This window comes from Achromobacter sp. NCFB-sbj8-Ac1-l, from assembly GCF_052695805.1.
In genome coordinates this window covers 1,524,459-1,549,338 of sequence record NZ_CP199812.1, presented here as the reverse complement: position 1 = coordinate 1,549,338, position 24,880 = coordinate 1,524,459, and the positions used below count along the sequence as shown (strand labels likewise).

Here is a 24,880-nt window from a genome sequence, read left to right as displayed (position 1 = left end):
AGGACTCCAACCGGCGCTCAGGCGCCGGTTGTCATTTCAGGGCGTCATTTCAGGGCGTCATTTCAGCGTCGTCATTCAACTAAGGACTTTCCCGCAATGCATGGATTTCCTTGCGATCCCTCAAGCCTGCCGCAACAAAAATAAGAGAAAATATCGAATTGTGTCCAAATAATAAAACGCCGTTGGCATCGGACCCACGCGGCGAAGGCAGACCCACGATCAGGCGAGCGGCGGCGCAAGCGTCTATCGGGTAGAAGTACAAGAACAACATGCGCCATACCCTGAGAGACCGGAGATCCATCCGCCATGCGCAATACCCTTACGCTTGCCGCCAATGAAGCGGCAACCATTACCGAAAAAGAAGCCAGCCTGAGCGGCGCGTACAACGAAGTCACGCTGGGCCAGTACGCCCACCTGACCGTGGACGGCGCCGAAGTCACTTTCAAGCACATCACCCTGGAACGCCTGGGCAGCCGCGTCATCGAACTGGTCAACGGCGCGCAACTGCACGTGGGTGCGCTGGGCTTTGCCAGCATGGGCGCCAGCATCGTCTACCGCATCGGCGCTGGCTGCGCGCTGATCTTCGACGCCAGCCAGTGGGACCCGGAAGTCGTCGCCAACACCACCTTCGATTTCGCCAGCCAGGGCAGCGGCACGCTGAAGTATTTTCCGTTCATCAACCCGGAATGGCTGGACTGCCCGAACGTCACCGGCTATTCGTCGGGCGACATGCTGGAGATCGCGGGCCAGGGCAGCGCTCAGCGCTTCCAGGTGCGCGACGGCCGCATCGTGAGCAGCGTCACGCGCTGAACCAGCGCCACCCGGTCCCAAGAAAAAGGCGCCGCTGACGCGGCGCCCTGACCCTGGCGGCGGACCTCTGCAAGCGGCGCAATGCGCGCTGCCTGCGCCGCGATCATTCCTGCGACATCGACACCAGCGCCTCGCGGGCCTTGGCCAGCAAGGCCTGGGCATCGCCCTGGGCGCCGGCCGGTGCCGTGGCCACGGTCACGCCGTCAAGCACCGCCGCCGGGCCGGCGTCGGTCGCTTGCAGCACCGTGTCGGGCGTTTCGGACTGCAGGCGGCGCATCAGCGCGCCGGCTTCCTTGGGGTCGGCAAAGCCTTGCGACAGCAGCAGCTCTTCGCCGTCGGCCGCCAACAGGCGGAAGCGGAAGCTGCCCTCTTCGTCGCGGAAACTGACGAAACGCGCGCCCTTGCCCTTTTCCTTCTTGACCTGCGAGTTCTTGGCCGGCGCCTGCGCGTTCAGGTTGCGCAGGCCCACGGCTTCGCGCAGTTCGCGCATCATCGGCACGGCCAGCTTGCGAGCCTTGACGGCGCCGGCCTGCAGCACGTCTTCGATGCGGCCGGGGTTGGCCATCAGGTCGAAGTAGCGCTCACGCATCGGCGCCAGCAGGTTTTCCAGATGGTCGTACAGCGCCTGCTTGGCCTCGCCCCAGCCCAGCCCTTCTTCGAGCTGCTTGCGGAACGCGGCGGCCTCGGCCGGCGTGGCGAAGGCGCGGTAGATGGTGTACAGGTGCGAACCTTCGGCATCCTTGGGCTGGCCCGGTTCAAGCGAGTCGGTCACGATGCGCATGATCGAGGCGCGCAGCGCCTTGGCGCCGCCTTCGAACAGCGGAATCGTGTTGTTGTAGCTCTTGGACATCTTGCGGCCGTCCAGCCCCGGCAAGGTGGCCACGTCTTCTTCAATGGCGACCTCGGGCAGCGTGAAGTAGTCGCGGCCGTACAAGTGGTTGAAGCGCTGGGCGATGTCGCGCGCCATTTCCAGATGCTGGATCTGGTCACGGCCCACCGGCACCTTGTTGGCGTTGAACATCACGATGTCCGCCGCCATCAGCACCGGGTAAGAGAACAGCCCCATCGTCACGCCATCGTCGGGGTCCACGCCCTTGGCCACGTTCTGGTCGACCGACGCCTTGTAGGCATGCGCGCGGTTCATCAAGCCCTTGGCCGTGACGCAGGTCAGCAGCCAGCTCAGCTCGGGAATTTCGGGAATGTCGGACTGGCGGTAGAACGTGACGCGTTCGGGGTCCAGCCCGACCGCCAGCCAGGTGGCCGCGATCTCGAGCCGCGAGCGGGCGACGCGGGCCGGGTCATCGCACTTGATCAGCGCGTGGTAGTCGGCCAGGAAGAAAAACGCGTCGACACCCGGCTGCGTGCTGGCTTGGACCGCGGGGCGGATCGCGCCAGCGTAGTTGCCAAGGTGGGGGGTTCCGGAGGTGGTGATGCCAGTGAGGACGCGGGTATTCATGGACGATGAGGCGGTTGCGTGGAGAAAGGCCCAGTGTAACGTGCCGCGCGCCCGTGCCCTGCCTGCGACAGACCGCCCCCGGCTGGCTGGCGCCGTGCCGGCGCCTACAGGACGGCCAGCACCGGCGCGGCCAGCGCGCACAGGCCGCCCGCCGTCAGGGCGGCGCGCGGACGGAAGGTCAGGAACCAGATCAGCAGCAGGCCCGCGATGCTGAGAATGCCGATCCATTCGACCGTGCCGTAGCTCCAGCCCCAGACCGCGGCCGACGCGCACAGCGACAGGGCCAGTGCCCCCCAGCCAAATGCCCGCAGCGGCAGCCGGTGGCGTCGCGGCAAGGCACGGTCGAACAGGTCTTCGTAGTGACGGTCCATGCCCAGGCACAGGGCAGAGAACCCTGCGTAGGCCAGGCAGAAGGCGGCAAGCGTCATGGCGTATCACCTCGGTTCATAGGCGGCTTCGGAAGTGGGATGCGCATGGCCGGCCGTCCGGACGGAGGCCTTCGCAGCCGTCTTGGACGGCGCCTTGCGGGCTCGCGCAGCCTTGCGCGCCATCCAGGCCAGCAGCAACGCCCCGGCCAGGCAGGTCAGGTCGAACCCCGCCATGACCCAGTCGCCGGCCGGCAACGACACGCCCAGGTGGCGGGACGTGGTGAACGCATTGACCACCGGCACCAGCGCCAGCGACGCGGCAGCCGCGGACAGCAGGTCTTGCCACTTGCGCTTCTGGAACACGAACGCATACACCAGCGACAGGCCCCAGGCGGCGAAGAACGCGCGCGTTTCCCAGAGCTGACGGCCGGGCAGGTCGACGGGCAGCAGGCGATTGGCCCAGAAGAACGCGGCCACCGCGATGAACAGGCCGGCAATGGTGCCGGCATTCAGGCCGTCCACCAGCCGCAGCGAAAAGGCTTCGCGCGCGCCGGGCCGCGCCTTCTGGCGCCGCTTCGAAATCCACAGCACCAGGCCGCTGCCGACCATGGCGGTGCCGGCCAGGCTGACCAGGAAATACAACCAGCGCAGCAGCGGTTCGGCGAACAGGCCCAGGTGCAGGCCGACGATCACGCCGGCTGTGCGCACGGTGGGGCTGAGTTCATCCTGCCCTTCCTGCACGGCGCCGCTCACCCCGTCGAAACGCAGATAGGGCGATAGCCGGCCGTAGGACACGCCATCGGCCGCGTCGCGGGTCACCGTGACCGTGGCGCCCGCGTCGCCGGGATTGTTGACCGTGACGCGGCCCACCCGGCCGTGCCAGCGCTGTTGCGCCTGGTCCACCAGCGGGGCGATGTCGACCAGCGGCGCCGGCTCGTTGCGCGGCGGCGTGACCTTGAACGACGCGAACACGTCGTCGGTATATTGGCGCGGGTTTTCGTACACCGCCAGGATCCCGGCGGGCATCAGCATGGTCATGAACAGCACCAGCCCGCTGAAGGTGATCATCAGGTGAAACGGCAAGCCCAGCACCGACAGTGCATTGTGGCCGTCCATCCAGGCGCGCTGACCGCCCTTCTTCGGCCGGAAGGTGAAGAAGTCGGCAAAGATCTTCTTGTGCGTGATGATGCCGCTGATGATGGCCACCAGCATGAACATGCCGGCGATGCTGGCCAGCCAGCGGCCCCACGGGAACGCGGTTTCCAGTTCGAAGTGGAACCGGTAGAAAAAGTCGCCGCCGCGTGTTTCCCGCCCTTGCACCGCCTGACCCGTGTGCGGATCGAGCTTGACGCGCACGAAGCCGCGCTCGCCAGGCTTGGGCTTGGGCACCTGGTACAGCATCGAGATCACCGGCTCGCGATCCGACGGCGGCGTGATGAACCAACGCTTGGCGTCGGGCGCGTGCTCGGTCAGGTAACGCTGTGCCAGCGTCACGGACTCCAGCACGGGCGCCTTCTGCGCCTGGATTTCCGGCTGCATCCAGCGGGTGATCTCAGGTCGGAAGAATGCCAGCGTGCCGGTCAGGAACATCGCGAACAGCACCCAGCCGAAGATCAACCCCGACCAGGTGTGCAGCCACGACATGGATTGGCGCAGGCCTTCTTCGCCTTGCGCTTTTCCGGTGTTCGGTTTCATGCAGCCCCCACCAGCCCGTGGGCCAGGAACAGGCCGCCAAAGACCGCTGCCGGCAGCACGATGCCCGCCCAGGCGCGCCAGGCGTTGCGGGTGGCAAACACCCAGATCACGCCACAGGTGTAGACCACGAAGGACAGCATCTGTGCCGTGACGACGGCGTCGGCCCGTTGCAAAGGCAGCCACACAGCCAGGCAGGCCGCAGCCGCCGAGGCCAGGCCGTAGCCGCCAAGAATGGCGGCCACCGTCCGGGAGGCCACGGCAAAACGGTAGCGCATCATGCCTGCGCCGGCTGCGGGAGCTTTCACTTGTTCACGTTGAAGGTCAGGGTGGAAACGTAGCGGACCTTGGTATAGGCCTTGCCGTCGGTCTGGCCGGCCTCTTCCACGACGTGGGCGGCTTCCAGCACGTACTGGCCCGGCCACGGGGTGGTGATCTCGATGCGGCCGTCTGCGTCGCTGTGGAAACGCTTTTCCCACTTGGGCGGACCGAACACGGTGACTTCGGTCTTGGCCAGGGGTTTGCCCTTGAAGTGCAGCACGAACGTGTTGCTGCCCGCGGCGGCCGGCACCAGTTCCAGGTCCAGCTTGCCTTCGGTGTCGTTGCGGCCGGCCTTGGCGCCGTACTGCATCAGCGTTTCCTTGAACTGGATCGGCTGCGACAGCCGCACGTCGCCCTTGCCGCTGGCGGGAAACTCGACGAAATCCGCGCCTTCGGCCGAGGCCTTCAGCGCCTTGCCGTCGGCGCCGGTCACCACGGGCGCCACCAGCACCTTGCCCAGCAGGCCATCGCGCTTTTCGCGCAGGTCGTCCGCCCATTCGCCGAAGTAGGCTTTCGCCGGGCCCTGATCGGCCCGCTCCAGCCAGACGAAGTGCGCCTGCGCCGCGCCGGCGCTGCCCAGCAGCGCGATGGCTGCCAAAGTCCTTGCGAATTTCATTGTCGATTTTCCTGTTGTCTGCGCCGATCTGGGCCCGCCCCGCGGCGGATGGGGTGTCGGCAGGGTCTGAATTATAACCATTCTCACTACGAAAAAGTACTCGCCCCGGACACCCGCGATCCTGAGCGGGTCCCGGGGGCCAGGCTTACCAGCGATAACGCAGGCTGGCCTTGATCGAGCGCTGGTAGCCGTACCAGCACCACGAATCGCCCGAGCACGAGGCGATGTATTCCTTGTCGAACAGGTTCTGCACGTTCAGCGCCACCTGCATGCCCTTGAGCGAGGGGGACATGCGGCCCAGGTCGTAATCCAGCATCAGGTCGAACAACGTGACCGACGGCACCTTGATGGTGTTGGCGTCATCCACGTAGGACGAGCCGATGTAGCGCACGCCGCCCCCCACGCCCAGGCCGGCCAGCGGACCGCCCTGCAGCTGATAGCGGGCCCACGCCGACGCCTGCTGCGACGGCACGCCCACCGGCGACTTGCCCTTCAGGTTGAAGCCGGTCAGGTTGGGGTTGGCCTTGGAATAGGCGTTGTCCAGCAGCGAGTAGCCGGCCAGCAGCGTCAGGCCGCGCATGGGCTCGGTCTTGGCTTCCAGCTCGATGCCCTGCGTGCGCAGTTCGCCCGCCTGTACCTGGCAGCGGGCGTTGGACGTGCCGCACAGGTGCGTCGGATCCGGATCGGTGGTGGTCATGTTCTCGCGGCGAATGTCGAACGCCGCCACCGACAGCATCGTGGCGCTGCCCGGCGGCTGGTACTTGATGCCCACCTCGTACTGGTTGCCCTCGATCGGCTTGAACGGCGCATTGTTCCAGCCCGTGCCCGACTGCGGCTCGAACGATTCGGAATAACTGAAGTACGGCGCCACGCCGTTGTCGAAGTTGTAGATCACCCCGAAGCGGCCGGTGAACGCCTCGGCGCTCAACGACGACGGCGCGACCCGGCCGGTGGCGATGGTGGTGGTCTCGCCGACGTTGCGCGACCAGTCGTAGCGCCCGCCCAGCAGCACCGAGAGGCGGTCGATCTTGATCTGATCCTGGAAGTACAGGCCGGTCTGGTATTGCTTGTTGGTGGCATCGGTGGAGAACGCCGGCCTCGGGATGTTCTGGTGGTTGTCCGGGTTCAACACCTCCAGCGCGGGCGCCGTGCCAAAGCCCGACAGCGTGTCGGTCTTGACGTGCTGGTAGTCAAAGCCCAGCAGCACGGTGTGGCCGAACTTGCCCGTGTCGAAACGCGCCTGCAGGTTGTTGTCGATGGTCAGCGCGCCGACATCCACGTCGGTGGCGATCGAAGCACGCTGCTGGTACAGGTAGCGCTTGTCGGTGTAGCCGTAGTTGGCGGTGGACGCGCCGTAGATGCTGCGGTACTGCGCTTCGGAACGCGTCCAGCGCAGGCTCTGCGAGGCCTTGAACGTGTCGTTGAAACGGTGGTCCAGCACGTAGCCCAGCGAATAGCTCTTGCGGTCGCTCTTTTCGAAGTTGGCGTCGCCGTCGTAGTAGTCCGGCCCCAGGCGTTTGCCATCAGGCGCCGAGAACAGCGTGCGCATCGGCGACACGCTGCCATACGACCCCATGTCGGGATCGCGCTGGAAGTTCGTCAGCACGGTCAGCGAGGTGTCGCCGCTGGGCTTCCAGGTGAAGGCCGGCGACACGAAATAGCGGCGCTCCTTGGTGTCCTTGACCTGGCCGTCGGACATGTAGCCCGAACCCACCAGGCGATACAGGTACTTGCCTTCCTCATCCAGCGGACCGCCGAAATCGACGTTGGCCCGCCGGTAGTCATAGTTGCCGACCTGCAGCTCGACTTCGCGCTGGGCTTCTTCCAGCGGCCGCTTGCTGACCTGGTTCACCACGCCGCCGGGGCCACCCTGGCCGTACATCACCGACGCGGGGCCTTTCAGCACATCCACGCGTTCCAGGCGGTAGGCATCGACCTGCGGCAGCGCATCGCGGCCGCCGAACACGCGCAAGCCGTCCAGGTACGTCGAGGCCGAGAAGCCGCGCACGTTGAACTGGTCCAGGCGCGTGGCGGTGGCGCCGCGCGATTCCGTGGCCACGCCCGGGGTGTAGCGCAGCACCTGGTTCAGCGTCTGCGCGCCCTGCTCCGAGATCTGCTCGCGGGTGATCACCGACACCGATTGCGGCGTCTCGATCAGCGGCGTGTCGGTCTTGGTGGCACTGACGCTGGCGCCGGCCACATAACCCACGGTGGGGGCCAATGCACTGATCGAATTGCCCGACACCGTCACGGGCGCCAGGGTGTGGGTCCCGCCCACCGGCGCGGACGGCGCCGGCACCAGCGTCCAGGTATTGCCCGCCTGACCGCGCGCCTGCAGACCGCTGCCCGACAGGATGCGGGCGAAACCGGCGCCCACCGAATAGGCGCCGTCCAGCCCGTCCGAGCGCAGGCCACGCACCTGGGCCGGATCGAACGACAGCACCACGCCCGCGCTGCGCGCGAACTGGGTCAGCGCATCAGCCAGCGGGCCCGGGGCGATCTGGAAGGAACGGGGCGCTTGCGACTCGGCGGGAGCCGGCTGGGCCCAGGCGGCGGGCGCGGCGGCCAGCAAGGCCCCGGCGCAGGTAGCGGCAAGCACGGCCAGGCGGCCGGTGGTCAAGGTAGCGCCCAGGCGCGGGCAAGATGAAGCGGACACGAAAACTCCCTGTACGTAGGTCTCTATCTCTGCCTTTCCGTACGGGAATCAAAAACCTGCAGGACGACGTGAAAAAAAGTTGTAACGGTCAGGTCTCGCGCGGCCCGACCTGCAGCCAGTACTGCGTGTGACGGGTCACCACGATGGGCAGGGCCGGCTCCAGCGCCTTCAGCGCGCGCTCGGCGTCGTCCAGGGGAAACACGCCCGACAACCGCAGCCCGGCCACCGCCGGATCCACCCGGATCACCCCCACGCGCTGGCGTGCCAGGTACTGCGCGAAATAATCCAGCCGCCAGTCCTTGGCCACCACCAGGCCATCGACCCAGGCGAGCCGGTCCGGGTCGGCGGCATGCCGCTCGATGCTGTCGTGGTCACCGTAGTGCAGCCGCTCGCCCGCCTCGGCCTGCGCGGCCTGTCCGTCACGCTGCAGCGATACGCTGCCCGCGTACACACCCAGGCGGGCGCCGCTGCCCGTGCGGCGCACGTCAAAGCGCGCCTGCTCGGCCACCAGCACGCCATAGCCGGTGTCCACCCGCAGCGCCGCGGCACCCGGGCGCGATTGCGCGTTGACCAGGATTTCGCCGCGCAAGAGATGGATGCCACGCGCTGCGCCATCCAGCCGCAAGCGCAGCGCGCTGTCGCTGTTCAGGGTGACGCTCAGGCCGTCGGCCAGCGCCACCGAGCGCCGCTCGCCCACGCCCGTGCTCAGGTCCGCGGCCAGGCGCTGCCACGGCGTGTGGTGGTAGCCGGCCCAGACCGCCACCCCTACTCCGGCCAACGACAGCGTGGCGCGCAGGACATTGCGCCGCCCGGACGACGCCGGACCGTCCAGCGCCACATGGGCCAGTGCGGCCGGCACCCGCCGGGCATCGCGGCCGATGGCTTCCAGCCGCTCCCAGGCCTGGCGGTGCGCGGGATCCTGCGCAAGCCAGGCATGACAGGCCTCGCGCTCGGCGGCAACGTCCACGCCGGACTGCAGCCTGGCCCACCAGGCAATGGCCTGGCGCACCACCGGGTCGGCCGGCGCGGCCCCCGCGCGGTTGGCGGCGCTAGTCATAGAACGCCATATAGCAGGCGGACATCGCCCGCACCATGTACTGCTGGACCGAACTGAGCGACACGCCCAGCCGCGCCGCGATCTCGGGATAGGTCAGCCCATCCAGCTGCGACAGCAGGAAAGCCGAGCGCGCCTTGGGCGGCAGGCTGTCCAGCAGGCGGTCCAGCTGCATCAGCGCCTGCATCTGCTCGGCCTGGGTCTCGGGTGACGGCGCATAGGCCTCGGGCATGCCGGCCAGGTAGGCCAGATAGGCGTTTTCCAGGGCGGCGTGGCGTTGGTGATCGACCACCAGGCCCTTGGCGATGGTGGTGAGCAAGGCTCGCGCATCGTCCGCGCGCACGCTCTTGCGCCCCTGCATCACGCGCACGAACACGTCTTGCGCCAGGTCTTCGGCGCGATGCGCGCAACCCAGCTTGCGGCGCAGCCAGCCGAACAGCCATGGCCGATGGTCCCGATACAGGCCGTCGACGTGCGTGGCGGGAACATCGGCGTGAGAAGCCGGCGAGGAAACGAAAGTGGAAGACACGTGAAGACTGCGGCGCGGGGACCTGGAGTCTTCAAATGTTAATTGATAATGACTTGCATTACTAATTTTAAGCAGGCAAATCGCGCCGCGCCCGCACCGGCGACGGACGCGTGCGGCATAACTACAACGTTACGGTCAGGCGGCGTTCGGATTCCAGGTACTCGCGCGACTGCATTTCCAGGATGCGCGAGACTGTGCGGTGGAACTCATTGGCCAGCGCGCCTTCGGTGTAGATCTCTTCGGGCTCGCATTCGGCCGACATGATCAGCTTGACCTTGTGGTCGTAGAACACGTCGATCAGCCAGGTGAAGCGACGGGCCTCGGAAGCCTGGCGCGGCCCCATGCGCGGCACGCCCGACAGGATCACTGCATGGAAGCGGTTGGCCAGCTCCAGGTAGTCGTTCTGCGAACGGGGGCCGCCGCACAACGTGGCGAAGTCAAACCACACCACCGAACCGGCCAGCGCCAGCGCGCGGATCTCGCGGTGCTCGATATGCAGCAGCGGTTCCTGCGGCGGCGTATCGGCCAGGGTGTTGAAGGCCTCTTGCAGCGCCTGTTGCGCGTGTTCGTCCAGCGGCGAGTGGTAGCACTGCACCTGTTCGAGCGAACGGCGGCGATAGTCGACGCCGGCATCGACGTTCATCACGTCCATGCGCGCCTGGATCAGTTCGATCGCCGGCATCACGCGGTCGCGGTGCAGGCCGTCCGGGTACAGCGTGGACGGCTCGTAGTTGGACGTCATCACGAACGACGTGCCGTATTCGAACAGCTTGAACAGCAGGCGGTGCAGGATCATCGCGTCGGCCACGTCGGACACGTGGAATTCGTCGAAACAGATCAGGCGATAGCGCTTGGCCACGCGCTTGGCCACCTCGTCCAGCGGATCCTGCATGCCTTTCACTTCTTCGAGCTCGCGGTGCACCCCGCGCATGAACTCGTGAAAGTGCAGGCGCGTCTTGCGCACCACCGGCACGGTGGCGTAGAAGGCGTCCATCAGGAAGCTCTTGCCGCGCCCCACCCCGCCCCACAGGTACACGCCGCGCGGCACGTCCGGACGGTTCAAGAGCTTCTTGAGCGCGTTCGAGCGCATCGCCTTGAACTTGACCCATTCGTCGTAATAGCGCTGCAGCCGGTCGATCGCCTTTTTCTGGGCGGCATCGGGCTTGTAGCCGCGTTCGGCCAGGGCATGTTCGTAGTATTCGCGGACGTTCATGGATGGGGCAGGTCAAGCGGATGAAAAAAAGGGCGGGTCCGAGAACCCGCCCCCTTGGCTATGCGACAGCGCGGCGCAGGATCAGAAGTTCAGGGCGCGCTTGTCGACGGCCAGCGCCGCTTCCTTCACGGCTTCCGACAGCGTCGGATGTGCGTGGCAGATGCGGGCGATGTCTTCGGCGGCGCCACGGAATTCCATGATGGTCACGGCTTCCGAGATCAGCTCCGAGGCCATCGGACCCACGATGTGCACGCCCAGGACCTCGTCGGTCTTGGCATCGGCGATCACCTTGGCGAAACCGGTGGTGTCGCCCAGCGCACGGGCACGGCCGTTGGCCAGGAACGGGAAGCTGCCGGCCTTGTACTCGCGGCCTTCGGCCTTGAGTTGCTGCTCGGTCTTGCCGACCCAGGCGATTTCCGGCGAGGTGTAGATCACCCACGGCACGGTGTCGAAGTTGACATGGCCATGCTGGCCGGCGATGCGCTCGGCAACCGCCACCCCTTCTTCTTCGGCCTTGTGCGCCAGCATCGGGCCGCGCACCACGTCGCCCACCGCCCAGACATTGGGCAGGTTGGTCTTGCAGTCGCCGTCCACGGCCACGAAGCCGCGTTCGTCCAGCTTCAGGCCCACGGCGTCGGCGTTCAGGCCGCCGGTGTAGGGCACCCGGCCGATCGAGACGATCAGCTTGTCCACGACCAGCTTCTGCTCGGCGCCCTTGGCGTCGACGTAGGGCACGGTCACCGACTTGGCGGTCGCCTTGATCTCGCCGATCTTGACGCCCATCTGGATGTTCAGGCCTTGCTTGGTGAAGGCCTTCAGGGCTTCCTTGGCCACTTGCGCGTCAGCGGCGGCCAGGAATTCCGGCATCGCTTCCAGGATGGTGACTTCCGAACCCAGGCGGCGCCACACGCTGCCCATTTCCAGGCCGATCACGCCCGCGCCGATCACGCCCAGCGTCTTGGGCACGGCGCCGATGTTCAGTGCACCGTCGTTGGACAGCACGACCTTTTCGTCGAACGGCAGGCCGGGCAGCTCGCGCGCCGACGAACCCGTGGCGACCACGACGTGCTTGGCAACCAGGTCTTCTTCGGTGGTGCCGGTGACCTTGATGGCCCAGCCGCCGTCGACCTGGCCGCTGAACGCGCCCTTGCCGTGGAAGAAGGTGACCTTGTTCTTCTTGAACAGGTACAGGATGCCGTCGTTGTTCTGCTTGACCACCGAGTTCTTGCGGCCGATCAGCGTGTCGAGCTTCAGGCTCACGCCCTTGACTTCGATGCCGTGCTCGGCGAAGTGGTGGTTGGCTTGTTCGAAGTGCTCGGACGATTGCAGCAGCGCCTTGGACGGGATGCAACCGACGTTGGTGCAGGTGCCGCCGGGGGCCGGGCCGCCTTGGCCGTTCTGCCAGGCGTCGATGCAAGCCACCGACATGCCGAGCTGCGCGGCACGAATGGCGGCGATGTAGCCGCCGGGGCCCGCGCCGATGACGACGACGTCAAATTGTTTGGACATAGTGTTCTCGCGAATGAGGAGGATGTGGAACTCGCCCCGGCCCGCGCAAGCCGGCTCGGAGCCGGCCGGGCGCCGCGGACCGAGGGTCGCGGCGGCGCCGGGCGCGGGGCGCCGAGATTACAGGTCCAGCAACAGGCGCTGCGGATCTTCCAGGGCGTCCTTCATGGCGACCAGGCCCAGCACGGCTTCGCGGCCGTCGATGATGCGGTGGTCGTAGGACAGGGCCAGGTAGTTCATCGGGCGGATGACGATCTGGCCGTTTTCCACCACGGCGCGGTCCTTGGTGGCGTGCACGCCCAGGATGGCCGATTGCGGCGGGTTGATGATCGGGGTCGACAGCATCGAACCGAACACACCACCGTTGGAGATCGAGAAGGTGCCACCGGTCATTTCTTCGATGCCCAGCTTGCCGTCGGCAGCGCGGCGACCGAAGTCGGCGATGGTCTTTTCGATGTCAGCGATGGACAGCTGGTCGGCGTTGCGCAGGATCGGCACCACCAGGCCACGCGGGCTGCCGACAGCGATACCGATGTCGAAGTAGCCGTGATAGATGATGTCCTTGCCGTCGATCGAGGCGTTGATCAGCGGGAACTTCTTCAGGGCGGCCACGGCGGCCTTGACGAAGAACGACATGAAGCCCAGCTTGATGCCGTGCTCTTTCTCGAACTTGTCCTTGTACTTGTTGCGCAGATCGATGACCGCTTGCATGTTCACTTCGTTGAACGTGGTCAGGATCGCGTTTTCTTGCTGCGATTGCAGCAGGCGCTCGGCGATGCGGGCGCGCAGGCGGCTCATCGGCACGCGCTGTTCCGGACGGCCATCCAGCGACAGCGTGGTCGGGGCGGGAGCAGCCGGGGCCTTGGCCGGCGCAGCCTTGGCGGCGGGGGCGCTGGCGTTCAGGGCGTCGCCCTTGGTGACGCGGCCGTCACGGCCGGTGCCGGCCACGTTGGCGGCGTCCACGCCCTTTTCGGCGAGGATCTTGGCGGCGGCGGGCGACGCCACGCCAGCGGCGGCGGTCGAGGCGGGGGCCGCGGCGGCCGGGGCGGCAGCGGCTTGCGCGGCCTTGGGCGCTTCGGCGGCGGGGGCGGTCGCGGCGGCGGCGGCCTTGCCGGCGGTGTCGATGCGGGCCAGGACTTCGCCCGAGGTGACGGTGCTGCCGTCGCCCTTGACGATTTCAGCCAGCACGCCCGAGGCGGGGGCCGGCACTTCCAGCACGACCTTGTCGGTTTCGACTTCGATCAGGATTTCGTCCGCTTCGACGGCAGCGCCGGGCTGCTTCTTCCAGGTCAGCAGGGTCGCTTCGGAAACGGATTCAGAGAGTTGGGGGACGACGACGTCGGTGATAGCCATTTTGTTTGTTCCGTAAAGTGTGTGTTCTTGTGGGGACGGCGCGGCAAGGGTCGAAACAGGGTTCCAGCCACTTGCCGCGCGGCACGCGCATCCAGCGGGTTTACTTCGTCAGCATGACCTTGAACTTGGGCGCAAAGGCCGTTTCGATCAGGGCCTTCTGCTGCTCCTGGTGCTTGGCCAGGTAACCCACGGCCGGCGACGCCGAAGCGGCGCGACCTGCGTAGCCCAGCTTCTGGCCTTCGACCATGTTCTCGTACACGTGATGCTGCACGTAGAACCACGCACCCTGGTTCTGCGGCTCGTCCTGCACCCAGATGACTTCCGTCGCCTTCGGGTACTTGCGCAGTTCGGTCTCGAAAGACTTGTGCGCGAACGGGTAGAGCTGCTCGACGCGGACGATGGCGACGTTGTCGGCGCCACGCTCGCGGCGGGCGTTGACCAGGTCGTAGTACACCTTGCCCGAGCAAGCCAGCACGCGCTTGACCTTGCTGGCGTCGATGGCCTCGTCGACTTCACCGATGACCGGGCGGAAGCTGCCGCCGGCCAGGTCGGTCAGGGGCGAACCGGCGTCCTTGTTGCGCAGCAGCGACTTCGGCGTGAACAGCACCAGCGGCTTGCGGAACGGGCGGATCATCTGGCGGCGCAGAACGTGGAAGATCTGCGAGGCCGAGGTCGGCTGGACCACTTGCATGTTGTTGTCGGCGCACAGCTGCAGGAAGCGCTCGATGCGGCCCGACGAGTGCTCGGGGCCTTGGCCTTCGTAGCCGTGCGGCAGCATCAGGGTCAGGCCCGACTGGCGGCCCCACTTGGCTTCGCCGGAGCTGATGAACTGGTCGATCACGACCTGGGCACCGTTGACGAAGTCGCCGAACTGGCCTTCCCAGATGGTCAGCGTGTTCGGTTCAGCGCTGGAGTAGCCGTATTCGAAGCCCAGCACCGCCTCTTCGGACAGCACGGAGTCGATCACGGTGAACGGCGCCTGGCCTTCCGAGACGTTCTGCAGCGGGATGTAGGTGCCGTCGTTCCAGCGTTCGCGGTTCTGGTCGTGCAGCACGGCGTGGCGGTGCGTGAACGTACCGCGGCCCGAGTCCTGGCCGGTGATGCGGATGGCGTAGCCCGAGGACACCAGGGTCGCGAAGGCGAGGTGCTCGCCCATGCCCCAGTCCAGGTTCATTTCGCCCTTGGCCATGGTGCGGCGGTCGTTCAGCAGCTTGGCGACCAGCGGGTGCACGGTGAAGCCTTCCGGCACGGTGGTGATGCGTTCGCCGATGCGCTTGAGTTCAGCCAGCGGCACGGCGGTGTCGGCCTGGTCGGTCCACTTGGCGCCCAGGAACGGCGACCAGTCGATCGCGTACTTGCTCTTGTAGTCGGTCAGCACCGGCTCGATGGTGCGCTGGCCGTCTTCCATCAGCTGGCGGTAGTCCTTGACCAGTTGATCGGCTTCGCCTTCGGCCAGCACGCCTTGCGTGGTCAGCTTGTCGGCGTACAGCTTGCGCGTGCCGGGGTGGTGGCCGATGCGCTTGTACATCAGGGGCTGCGTCAGCGAGGGGGTGTCTTGCTCGTTGTGACCCAGCTTGCGGAAGCAGACGATGTCCACGACCACGTCGTGGCGGAACTGCAGGCGGTAGTCCAGGGCCAGCTTGGTGACGAACACGACGGCTTCGGGATCGTCGCCGTTGACGTGGAACACCGGCGCTTCGATCATCTTGACCACGTCGGTGCAATACAGCGTCGAACGCGAGTCACGCGGGTCGGACGTGGTGAAACCGATCTGGTTGTTGATGACGATGTGCAGCGTGCCGCCCGTACCGTAGCCGCGGGTCTGGGCCAGGTTCAGGGTTTCCATCACGACGCCCTGGCCAGCGAAAGCCGCGTCACCGTGCACCAGCACCGGCAGCACTTGCTTGCCTTCGGCATCGCCGCGGCGCTCTTGGCGGGCGCGTGCGCTGCCTTCGACCACGGGGTTGACGATTTCCAGGTGGGACGGGTTGAACGCCAGCGACAGGTGGACGGGACCGCCACGGGTCGAAAGGTCGCTCGAGAAGCCGTTGTGGTACTTCACGTCGCCGTCGGTCAGGCCTTCGGCGTGCTTGCCTTCGAACTCGGCGAACAGATCGCCGGGCATCTTGCCCATGATGTTCACGAGCAGGTTCAGGCGGCCGCGGTGGGCCATGCCGACCACGATTTCCTGGACGCCGTTTTCACCGGCGTGGTTCACCACTTCGTCCATCGAGGCGATGAAGCTTTCGCCGCCTTCCAGCGAGAAGCGCTTCTGGCCGACGTACTTGGTGTGCAGGAAGCGCTCGAGGCCTTCGGACTCGGTCAGCTGCTGCAGGATGTGGCGCTTTTCTTCGACCGAGTAGGCGGGCGCGCCCAGGGTGGTTTCCAGGCGTTCCTGGATCCAGCGCTTGGCGGCGGGGTCGGAGATATGCGTGAATTCGGCACCGATGCTGCGGCAATACGTGTCGCGCAGCGCCTTCAGGATGTCGCGCAGCGTCATGGTGCTGGCGGTCGTGAAGTAGGTGTTGGTGGCCGAGTAGGTCTGGTCCAGATCGGCTTCGGTCAGGCCGTAGAAGGCCGGATCGAGTTCGGGGATCGGGGGACGTTCCTGGCGCTTGAGCGGATCCAGGTCAGCCCAGCGCGAGCCCAGCGAGCGGTAGGCGGCAATCAGCGATTGCACCGACACTTGCTTGGTGGCGACGCTCAGGTCGGGTTCGGCGGTGCGTTGCACGAAGGCATTGGCCTTGGCGCGCTGGGCGAACGATTCGACGATGGGAGCGTGGGCCTGGTCGCGGGTGGATTCCTGGCCGTCGGTAGCGGGAGCATGTTGCAGCTGGTCGAAGTATTCGCGCCAGTTGTCAGGTACCGAACCGGGATTGTCGAGGTAGGCTTCGTAAAGCTCCTCAACATAAGGGGCGTTACCCCCAAAGAGATAAGACGTGGATAGAGATTCTATTTCCGAAGACATATCGCTTCACCTTTACGAGTGCTTCACTCGACACGATGCAGGAAAACCTTCCGCGGCACGGGCTTCCCGTTGAGCGGATAGCAGGGGCAGAAGGCGCGTACAAGCCTTGATAGCCGTATGGATGAAAGTATAACCCTTTGAGTTTAAGGGCGTCTTCTTGCGTTTGCGTGACGCAAAAGCGTTCGCGGAATGGCTTCATGCGGTGTTGGAATGTCCGTCGAACCCCTGCAATTACGCCGTCTACGCACCACCAAATTCCGTTAACCAAAAATGCCGCATTGCGGCATTTTTTTTCGCTCTGTTGTTCAGGTGTTGTGCATTTGCCTCGTCACACCGGCAGTTCGGTGGTCGACAGGATCTCTTTGAGCACGAAAAAAGTGCGTATCTGGCGCACCCCGGGCAGCTTGATGATCTCGCCCGCGTGCAGCTTGTTGAAGCGTTCGAGGTCGCGGATGCGCAGCATCAGGAAGTAGTCGAACTCGCCCGCCACCAGGTGGCATTCCAGGCAGCCGCTGATGCCGCGCGCGGCCGCTTCGAAGTCGGTGAAGGAGTCCGGCGTGGAGCGGTCCAGCACCACGCCCACGATGACCAGGGTGGCCATCTCGACCTCGGCGGGTTCGAGCAGCGCGACCGTCTTCCTGATGATGCCCTCGGCCTTCAGCTTTTCGACTCGCCGCAGGCAGGCCGCGGGGCTGAGATGCACGCGCGCGCTCAGGTCCAGGTTGGTGATCTGGGCGTCCTGCTGCAAGAGACGCAGGATGTTGCGGTCGATGCGATCCAGCCCGGCAGTGGCATTCATTAGATGCGTCCCTGAAAATTTAATTTCTTTGGATACTTATTTTTATAAATATTAAATCCAAAAATAATCCATGAAGAAAATTTAAATCTTCTATTTAAAAAAAATACGCAATTGACCGCAAAAGCCTGCGATTCCTATGATTTTTCCATCCGCGGCCCCTTCGCCCCGGACCCCGACTTCCAGGAGCCCGCATGGATCTGCAACGCTTTCCCCGCCACCGCCTGACCTTCGGCGACACCCCCATCGAGAAGCTCGACCGCCTGTCCGCCCACCTGGGCGGCAAGGTCGAGATCTACGCCAAGCGCGAAGACTGCAACAGCGGCCTGGCCTTTGGCGGCAATAAGCTGCGCAAGCTGGAATACCTGATTCCGCAGGCCTTGGAACAAGGCTGCGACACCCTGGTCACCATCGGCGGCATCCAGTCCAACCACACCCGCATGGTGGCGGCCGTGGCCGCCAAGCTGGGCCTGGCCTGCGTGCTGGTGCAGGAAAACTGGGTCGACTATTCAGACGCGGTCTACGACCGGGTCGGCAACATCATGATGAGCCGGCTGATGGGCGCGGATGTGAGGCTGGTGGACCAGGGCTTTGACATCGGCTTTCGGCGCAGTTGGGAAGAGGCCCTGGAAGACGTGCGAAAACGCGGCGGCAAGCCCTACGCGATCCCGGCGGGCGCGTCCGATCACGAACTGGGCGGGCTGGGCTACGTGGGCTTTGCCGAGGAAGTCCGGCGCCAAGAGGCCGAACTGGGCTTCACGTTCGACTACATCGTGGTCTGCGCCGTCACCGGCAGCACGCAGGCCGGCATGGTGGTCGGCTTTGCCGCCGACGGCCGCGCCGACCGGGTGATCGGCATCGACGCCTCGGCCACGCCCGACCAGACCCGCGCCCAGATCCTGCGCATTGCGCGGCGCACCGCCGACCTGGTCGGCCTGGACCGCCCCATCGCCGACAGCGACGTGGTGCTGGACACCCGCTATGCCTACCCCGCCTACGGCCTGCCCTCGGCCGAGACCAACGACGCCATCCGCCAGTGCGCCCGCCTGGAGGGCATGATGACCGACCCGGTGTACGAGGGGAAATCCATGCAGGGCATGATGGACATCGTGCGCCGCGGGGAAATCCCGGCGGGCTCGCGGGTGCTGTACGCGCATCTAGGGGGGGTGCCGGCGATCAACGCCTACAGCTTTCTGTACCGCAACGGCTGAGGCAGGATTCTGCGCGGCCGGCTTTGGCGCGATGGGCTGGCCCGCGGGAGATTTGCGCTGACCTTCTATTGCGTCTTGGCCCCGGCCTGGAACCACGCCCCCAGCAGCGCGCGTTCGTCCTCGGTCATGCCTGTGGAATTACCCATCGGCATGATCCTGGACACCACCGCCTGCTGGTACACCGCCTGCGCATGGGTGGCGACCTGCTGGGGCGAATCCAGCCGCACGCCCTTCATCTGCACCTGCTCGCCATGGCACAAGAGGCAGCGTTGCTCGAACACCTGGCGCACCTGGGCATACGACACCGCGGTCGGCGCCGGCGCCGCAACGGCGGCAGCGATCGGTGCAGGCTGCATCCAGACGATGGTCAGACCCAGCACGGCCACGCCCAGCAACGCATAAGGCCAGGGGTTGCGTGCATTGCCGAGCTTGAAGCGATGGCGCACCACGAAGAACTGCCGGATGGCTGCGCCGCCCAGCATGATGAGCAGCAGCACGATCCAGTTGTAGGCATGCGTGTACGTGAAGCTGTAGTGGTTGCTCATCATTGCGAACACCACCGGCAGCGTGAAATAGGTGTTGTGCACGCTGCGCTGCTTGCCGCGCTGGCCGTTGGCCGGATCCACCGGCTTGCCCGCGCGCATCGCGGCCACGTTGCGGCGCTGCCCTGGAATGATCCAGAAGCACACGTTGGCGCTCATGGTGGTGGCCATCATGGCGCCCACCAGCAGGAAGGCGGCGCGGCCCGCGAACCAGTGGCAGGCCAGCCACGACGCCAGCACGATGAACAAGGCCACCAGCACGCCGACGATGCGATCGCCGTGCTTGCCGCGTCCGAACAGACGACAGATGCCGTCGTACACGAACCAGAACGCCACGAAGAAGGCCAAGGCCACGATCACCGCGGTCGACGGCGCCCAATCCATCCTGGAGCGGTCGATCAAGTACGTGCTGGCATTCCACAAATAGGACATGGAGAACAGCAGGAAGCCGGTGACCCAGGTGCTGTAGCTTTCCAGGAACGACCAGTGCAGGTGTTCGGGCAGCTTCTTGGGCTGCACCGCGTACTTCTGCATGTTGTAGAAGCCGCCGCCGTGCAGCGCCCATTGTTCGCCACCCACGCCTTTTTCAAGGGATTCCGGGTCGCGCGGTTTCTCCAGGCTGTTGTCCAGCATGACGAAGTAGAACGACGTGCCGATCCAGGCGATGCCGGTGATGATGTGGGCCCAGCGCAGCAGCAGGTTGACCCAATCCAGGTAGTAGCTTTCCATTCATGCCCCTCGCAGCGGGCGGGCCGGCAAAGGCACCGCCACACTGCCTACCACCGCGGGCGCTGTAAGCAGAAGACAGATCGCGCACAAGGCCGGCAGGCCCCGCACCGCTGCGATCGAGATCGACAGGATTGTATGCAGGTTTTGTTTACGAAACCATGCCGACGGGCGCGGCCGCGCATCAGGAATACCCTGATGCGCGAGGCTCAGGAGCCGCGATAGGTGGAGTAGCTCCAGGGGCTGACCAGCAGCGGCACGTGATAGTGCTGGTCGGGATGCGCCACGCCGAAGTCCAGGCTGACGCGGGTGAGGAAGTTGGGTTCGGGCAGGGCCACGCCCCGCGCCTTGAAGTAGCCCGCCACGTAGAAGACCAGGCGATAGGTGCCGGCCTTCAGGTCGCCATCGGCAAACAGCGGGCCGGCCGTACGGCCGTCGGCATTCAAGGTGTGGCGGCTGATCGGCGTGGCCGCGTCGCCATCCGTGGCATACAGCGCCACCGACATGCCGGCGGCCGGGCAGCCGTGCATGGTATCGAGTACGTGCGTGGTCAAGCCCATGGTGTCTCCTGGTGCCGGGGCGGTACCCGGCCGTCTCATGGTTATCCTGGATGATGTACAGAAATTGTATACACGTTCTTGCTTTCCAGCTATCGTTTAGCCCATCATGAACGATACGGCGCTGGCCGCTCGGCCAGCCCGCCCAGATCAACCGCCGCCGGTGCCCGCCGGCCCCAAGCCTCACCCGCCATGGCCCTCTACGATTCCACGCTGCCCTACCCCCGCGACCTGGTCGGCTACGGCCGCAACCCGCCGCATGCGCAATGGCCCGACCGCGCACGCATCGCCGTGCAGTTCGTGCTGAACTACGAAGAAGGCGGCGAAAACCATGTCCTGCATGGCGACGCCGGGTCCGAACAGTTCCTGTCCGAGATGTTCAATCCGGCCAGCTACCCCGACCGCCACGTCAGCATGGACGGCATCTATGAATACGGGTCGCGGGTCGGTGTCTGGCGCATCCTGCGCGAATTCGAAAAGCGCCAGTTGCCGCTGACCGTCTTCGGCGTCGGCATGGCCTTGCAACGCCACCCCGAACTGACCGCGGCCTTCGTCGAACTCGGCCACGAAATCGCCTGCCACGGCTGGCGCTGGATTCACTACCAGAACGTCGACGAAGCCACCGAACGCGAACACATGCGGCTGGGCATGGACGCCATCACCCAGCTCACCGGCCAGCGCCCGCTGGGCTGGTACACCGGGCGCGACAGCCCGCGCACCCGCCGCCTGGTGGCCGACTACGGCGGCTTCGAATACGACAGCGATTACTACGGTGACGACCTGCCCTTCTGGATGCAGGTGCAAAAGACCGACGGCAGCGTCGCGCCGCAACTGATCGTGCCCTATACGCTGGATTGCAACGACATGCGCTTCGCGCTGCCGCAGGGGTACTCGCATGCGGACCCCTTCTTCCAGTACCTGAAAGACAGCTTCGACGCGCTTTATGCCGAAGGCGACGAAGCGCCCAAGATGCTCAGCATCGGCATGCACTGCCGCCTGCTCGGGCGCCCGGGTCGCATCACCGCGCTGCAACGCTTCCTGGACCACATCGCCCGGCACGACCGCGTCTGGGTGTGCCGGCGGCTGGATATCGCCCGGCACTGGAAGACCGTTCATCCCTACACCCCCAACCGTTGAGCCCCGCCACCATGGCCCTTACCCTGGAACAACTCAATGCCGCCGCGCCCGATGCGGCTTGCGCAATGCTCGACGGCGTGTACGAGCATTCGCCCTGGATCGCGCGCCAGGCGCTTGCCGCCCGCCCTTTCCGATCGCTCGCGCACCTGCAGGACCAATTGCAGCGCGCCGTCGACGCCGCACCGTGGGATGCGCGCCTGGCGCTGATCCGCGCTCACCCGGAACTGGCCGGCCGCGCCACGCTGCGCCAGGACCTGACCGCTGAATCGACGAACGAACAGACGCAGGCGGGCCTCACCCAGTGTTCGCCTGAAGAATTCGCACGGCTGCAGCAACTGAACACCGACTACAACGCCCGCTTCGGCTTCCCGTTCATCCTGGCCGTGCGCGGGGCGCGCGGCACCGGTCTCACCCGCACGCAGATCATCGACGAATTCGCGCGCCGGCTGGACAACCCGCCCGACATCGAGCGCGACGAAGCCCTGCGCCAGATCCATCGCATCGCGCAATTGCGCCTGGCCGACAAGTTCGCCCAGGACCTGACGCTGGGCAACGACATCTGGGACTGGCAGGAACGCCTGGCCGCCCACAGCGACCCCGGCTACGCCGAAAAGGGCCAGCTCACCGTCACCTACCTGACCGACGCGCATCGCGCCTGCGCGCAGCGCATCTCGCACTGGATGCGCGATTGCGGCTTCGACGAAGTCGAAATCGACGCCGTCGGCAACGTGGTGGGGCGCTATCACGCCGATCGGCCCGACGCCCTCACCCTGATGACCGGCAGCCACTACGACACCGTGCGCAACGGCGGCAAATACGATGGCCGGCTGGGCATCTTCGTACCGATGGCCTGCGTGCGCGAGCTGCATCGCCAGGGCCGGCGTCTGCCCTGCCACCTTGAAGTCATCGGCTTTGCCGAAGAAGAAGGCCAGCGCTACCGCGCCACCTTCCTCGGCTCGGGGGCACTCATCGGCGATTTCAAGCCGCAGTGGCTGGACCAGAAAGACGCGCAAGGCATCACCCTGCGCGACGCCATGCAGCACGCCGGCCTGTGCATCGACGACATCCCCAAGCTGCGCCGCGATGCCAGCCGTTACCTCGGCTTCATCGAAGTCCACATCGAACAGGGACCCGTGCTGTACGAAATGGGGCTGCCGCTGGGCATCGTCACGTCCATCAATGGCAGCGTGCGCTACCAGGTGCAGGTGCTGGGCGTGGCTTGCCACGCCGGCACCACGCCCATGAACCGGCGCCGCGATGCGGCGGCGGCCACCGCCGAACTGGCGCTGTATCTCGAACGGCGCGCGGCCCGCGACGGCGATTCGGTCGGCACCATCGGCATGCTGGAAGTGCCCAGCGGCTCGATCAACGTGGTGCCCGGCGAATGCCGCTTCAGCCTGGATCTGCGCGCGCCCAGCGATCCGCAGCGCGATGCCCTGGTCAATGATGTGCTGGCCGAACTGGCGGCCATCTGCGAGCGGCGCGGCGTGCGCTACACGCTCGAGGAAACCATGCGCGCCTCGGCCGCGCCCAGCGCGCCCGACTGGCAGCAACGCTGGGAGCGCGCCGTGGATGCCCTGGGCGTGCCCGTGCACCGCATGCCCAGCGGCGCCGGCCACGATGCCATGAAGCTGCACGAGGTCATGCCGCAAGCCATGCTGTTCGTGCGCGGCCAGAACGCCGGCATCAGCCATAACCCCCGCGAATCCACCACCCGAGACGACATGCAGCTGGCTGCGCTTGCCATGCAAGGCCTGCTGGACGATCTTGCCCACGACCTCTCATCCCGCTGAACACCCCATGACAGATTACGCCCGCCTCGACGCCTGGGTCGATGCCCACTTCGACGAAGAAGTCCGCTTCCTGCAATCCCTGGTGCGCGTGCCCACCGATACGCCGCCCGGCAACAACGCGCCACACGCCGTGCGCACCGCCGAACTCCTGCAAGACTTCGGCTTCGACGCCGAAGCCCATGCCGTGCCCGCCCAGGAAGTTCACGACTACGGCCTGCAATCCATCACCAACCTGATCGTGCGGCGCGAGTACGGCCCCGGCCTGCGCGTGGCGCTCAATGCGCACGGCGACGTCGTGCCGCCAGGCGACGGCTGGCAGCACGACCCTTATGGTGCCGAGATCGACAACGGCAGCCTCTATGGTCGCGCGGCCGCGGTCAGCAAAAGCGACTTCGCCAGTTTCACCTTCGCCGTGCGCGCGCTGGAAGCCGTGGCCCGGCCCAGCCATGGCGCGGTCGAACTGCACTTCACCTATGACGAAGAATTCGGCGGCCTGCTCGGCCCCGGCTGGCTGCTTGGCCAGGGCCTGACCCGGCCCGACCTGCTCATCGCGGCCGGCTTCAGCTACGAAGTCGTCACCGCACACAACGGCTGCCTGCAAATGGAAGTGACGGTGCACGGCAAGATGGCCCATGCCGCCATTCCGGCCAGCGGCGTGGACGCGCTGCAGGGCGCAGTCAAGATCCTGAATGCGCTGTATGCACAGAACACGCTTTACCAGCAGGTCACCTCGCAGGTGCCGGGCATCAGCCACCCCTACCTGAATATCGGACGCATTGAAGGGGGGACCAATACCAACGTGGTGCCGGGCAAGGTCAGCTTCAAACTCGACCGCCGCATGATCCCCGAAGAGAACGCGGCCGACGTCGAGGCCGACATCCGCCGCATCATCCAGGAAGCCGCCGCACAATCGCCCGGCATCACGGTCGAGATCAAGCGCCTGCTGCTGGCCAACGCCATGCGTCCCCTGCCCGGCAACCAACCGCTCGTCAGCGCCATCCAGAAGCACGGCGAAGCCATCTTCGGCGAGCCGATACCCGCGATGGGCACGCCGCTTTACACCGACGTGCGGCTGTATGCCGAAGCCGGCATTCCCGGCGTGATCTACGGCGCGGGCCCGCGCACGGTGCTCGAATCGCACGCCAAGCGCAACGACGAACGCGTCGTGCTCGAAGACCTGCGGCGCGCCACCAAGGTCATCGCCCGTACGCTGGCCGACTTGCTCCGGCCGGCCTGACGGCCAGGATCCGATCGGCAGGCGCTGTCCGACATGGCCTGACCAAGAGGATCTGACCCACAAGGTTTGACCCAAAGGGTCTGACCGACCGATCCGGCCGATCGCCGGCCAGTTGAAGCGGGCCGGCGAGCCGCCACGCTTCAAACGCTCTGCCTGCCTCACCCGCCCGTCCGCGGGCGGCGCACTGGCGCGCTGCCCGCGTCAAAACAAGCCGCAGCTTCCCCGCACCGCCGCCCCCTCATCTGCACCGGGTTTTCCTCTATTCAGCCCGCCATTTGTTTTGTATACATTTTCGGTACACATTCAGGCATCACAGGAATTCTCCCCGACCGACTCCCT

The 24,880-nt window shown here is 65.9% G+C and carries 20 protein-coding genes; 5 read left to right on the top strand and 15 right to left on the bottom strand.

Annotation, left to right across the window (positions count from 1 at the left end; all coding sequences use genetic code 11):
- The first annotated feature begins 306 nt into the window (after positions 1-306).
- Positions 307-810, top strand: a complete 504-nt coding sequence (locus ACUDP5_RS07110) for a hypothetical protein (RefSeq protein WP_263910619.1) — start codon at positions 307-309, stop codon at positions 808-810.
- Positions 811-913: 103 nt separating this feature from the next.
- Here ACUDP5_RS07110 and ACUDP5_RS07105 read toward each other — a convergent pair whose 3' ends face one another.
- The 13 genes from ACUDP5_RS07105 to ACUDP5_RS07045 form a co-directional block, all read right to left on the bottom strand.
- Positions 914-2,266 (bottom strand): tryptophan--tRNA ligase, encoded by a 1,353-nt coding sequence (locus ACUDP5_RS07105; RefSeq protein WP_263910617.1) that lies wholly within the window; start codon positions 2,264-2,266, stop codon positions 914-916.
- Between the two features lie 104 nt (positions 2,267-2,370).
- The gene (locus ACUDP5_RS07100) at positions 2,371-2,694 is read right to left on the bottom strand and encodes a DUF3325 domain-containing protein (protein ID WP_025140117.1); all 324 of its coding nucleotides are present in this window, start codon (positions 2,692-2,694) and stop codon (positions 2,371-2,373) included.
- Positions 2,695-2,700: 6 nt separating this feature from the next.
- Entirely contained in the window at positions 2,701-4,329 is a 1,629-nt protein-coding gene (locus ACUDP5_RS07095; RefSeq protein ID WP_445658450.1) for a PepSY-associated TM helix domain-containing protein, read from the bottom strand.
- Positions 4,326-4,607, bottom strand: coding sequence for a DUF3649 domain-containing protein (locus ACUDP5_RS07090; protein ID WP_445659137.1), 282 nt, complete (start codon positions 4,605-4,607; stop codon positions 4,326-4,328). The genes ACUDP5_RS07095 and ACUDP5_RS07090 overlap by 4 nt, the downstream gene beginning before the upstream one ends.
- Before the next feature lie 23 nt (positions 4,608-4,630).
- Positions 4,631-5,263, bottom strand: a complete 633-nt coding sequence (locus tag ACUDP5_RS07085) for a DUF4198 domain-containing protein (RefSeq protein WP_445658449.1) — start codon at positions 5,261-5,263, stop codon at positions 4,631-4,633.
- A 145-nt stretch (positions 5,264-5,408) separates the two neighbouring features.
- Positions 5,409-7,919 (bottom strand): TonB-dependent siderophore receptor, encoded by a 2,511-nt coding sequence (locus ACUDP5_RS07080; RefSeq protein WP_445658448.1) that lies wholly within the window; start codon positions 7,917-7,919, stop codon positions 5,409-5,411.
- 88 nt (positions 7,920-8,007) lie between these two features.
- Positions 8,008-8,976 (bottom strand): FecR domain-containing protein, encoded by a 969-nt coding sequence (locus ACUDP5_RS07075; protein WP_263910610.1) that lies wholly within the window; start codon positions 8,974-8,976, stop codon positions 8,008-8,010.
- Positions 8,969-9,502 (bottom strand): sigma-70 family RNA polymerase sigma factor, encoded by a 534-nt coding sequence (locus ACUDP5_RS07070; protein ID WP_263910609.1) that lies wholly within the window; start codon positions 9,500-9,502, stop codon positions 8,969-8,971. Before ACUDP5_RS07070 ends, ACUDP5_RS07075 begins: the two co-directional genes overlap by 8 nt.
- Before the next feature lie 121 nt (positions 9,503-9,623).
- Complete coding sequence (zapE, locus tag ACUDP5_RS07065) at positions 9,624-10,715, bottom strand: cell division protein ZapE (RefSeq protein ID WP_263910607.1); 1,092 nt, start codon at positions 10,713-10,715, stop codon at positions 9,624-9,626.
- Positions 10,716-10,796: 81 nt separating this feature from the next.
- Positions 10,797-12,224, bottom strand: a complete 1,428-nt coding sequence (gene lpdA, locus ACUDP5_RS07060; protein ID WP_175195853.1) for a dihydrolipoyl dehydrogenase — start codon at positions 12,222-12,224, stop codon at positions 10,797-10,799.
- A 117-nt stretch (positions 12,225-12,341) separates the two neighbouring features.
- Positions 12,342-13,574 (bottom strand): 2-oxoglutarate dehydrogenase complex dihydrolipoyllysine-residue succinyltransferase, encoded by a 1,233-nt coding sequence (gene odhB / locus ACUDP5_RS07055; protein ID WP_263910605.1) that lies wholly within the window; start codon positions 13,572-13,574, stop codon positions 12,342-12,344.
- A gap of 100 nt (positions 13,575-13,674) precedes the next feature.
- Entirely contained in the window at positions 13,675-16,542 is a 2,868-nt protein-coding gene (locus ACUDP5_RS07050; RefSeq protein WP_445658447.1) for a 2-oxoglutarate dehydrogenase E1 component, read from the bottom strand.
- Between the two features lie 328 nt (positions 16,543-16,870).
- Complete coding sequence (locus ACUDP5_RS07045; protein ID WP_263910603.1) at positions 16,871-17,341, bottom strand: Lrp/AsnC family transcriptional regulator; 471 nt, start codon at positions 17,339-17,341, stop codon at positions 16,871-16,873.
- Positions 17,342-17,532: 191 nt separating this feature from the next.
- Between ACUDP5_RS07045 and ACUDP5_RS07040 the strand changes: the two genes are divergently transcribed.
- The gene (locus tag ACUDP5_RS07040) at positions 17,533-18,549 is read left to right on the top strand and encodes a 1-aminocyclopropane-1-carboxylate deaminase (protein WP_263910602.1); all 1,017 of its coding nucleotides are present in this window, start codon (positions 17,533-17,535) and stop codon (positions 18,547-18,549) included.
- Between the two features lie 65 nt (positions 18,550-18,614).
- Here the strand turns inward: ACUDP5_RS07040 and ACUDP5_RS07035 are convergent, their stop codons facing one another.
- Positions 18,615-19,820 carry a urate hydroxylase PuuD gene (locus tag ACUDP5_RS07035; RefSeq protein WP_445658446.1) on the bottom strand — a complete coding sequence of 402 codons (1,206 nt, stop codon included), beginning with the start codon at positions 19,818-19,820 and terminating at the stop codon, positions 18,615-18,617.
- Between the two features lie 206 nt (positions 19,821-20,026).
- A complete protein-coding gene (gene uraH, locus ACUDP5_RS07030; protein WP_445658445.1) occupies positions 20,027-20,377 on the bottom strand; it encodes a hydroxyisourate hydrolase in 351 nt (116 codons plus the stop codon).
- A 189-nt stretch (positions 20,378-20,566) separates the two neighbouring features.
- Here uraH and puuE point away from each other — a divergent pair, with 189 nt between their 5' ends.
- Genes puuE through ACUDP5_RS07015 form a run of 3 tightly spaced genes read left to right on the top strand, consistent with a single transcriptional unit; the run spans position 20,567 to position 24,541 of the window.
- Positions 20,567-21,511 (top strand): allantoinase PuuE, encoded by a 945-nt coding sequence (puuE, locus tag ACUDP5_RS07025; RefSeq protein WP_263910598.1) that lies wholly within the window; start codon positions 20,567-20,569, stop codon positions 21,509-21,511.
- Positions 21,512-21,522: 11 nt separating this feature from the next.
- On the top strand, positions 21,523-23,304 hold the full coding sequence (uraD, locus tag ACUDP5_RS07020; RefSeq protein ID WP_263910597.1) for a 2-oxo-4-hydroxy-4-carboxy-5-ureidoimidazoline decarboxylase: 1,782 nt from the start codon (positions 21,523-21,525) through the stop codon (positions 23,302-23,304).
- 7 nt (positions 23,305-23,311) lie between these two features.
- Positions 23,312-24,541: a M20 family metallopeptidase gene (locus tag ACUDP5_RS07015; protein ID WP_445658444.1), complete on the top strand. Its 1,230-nt coding sequence runs from the start codon at positions 23,312-23,314 to the stop codon at positions 24,539-24,541.
- The last annotated feature ends 339 nt before the right edge of the window (positions 24,542-24,880 follow it).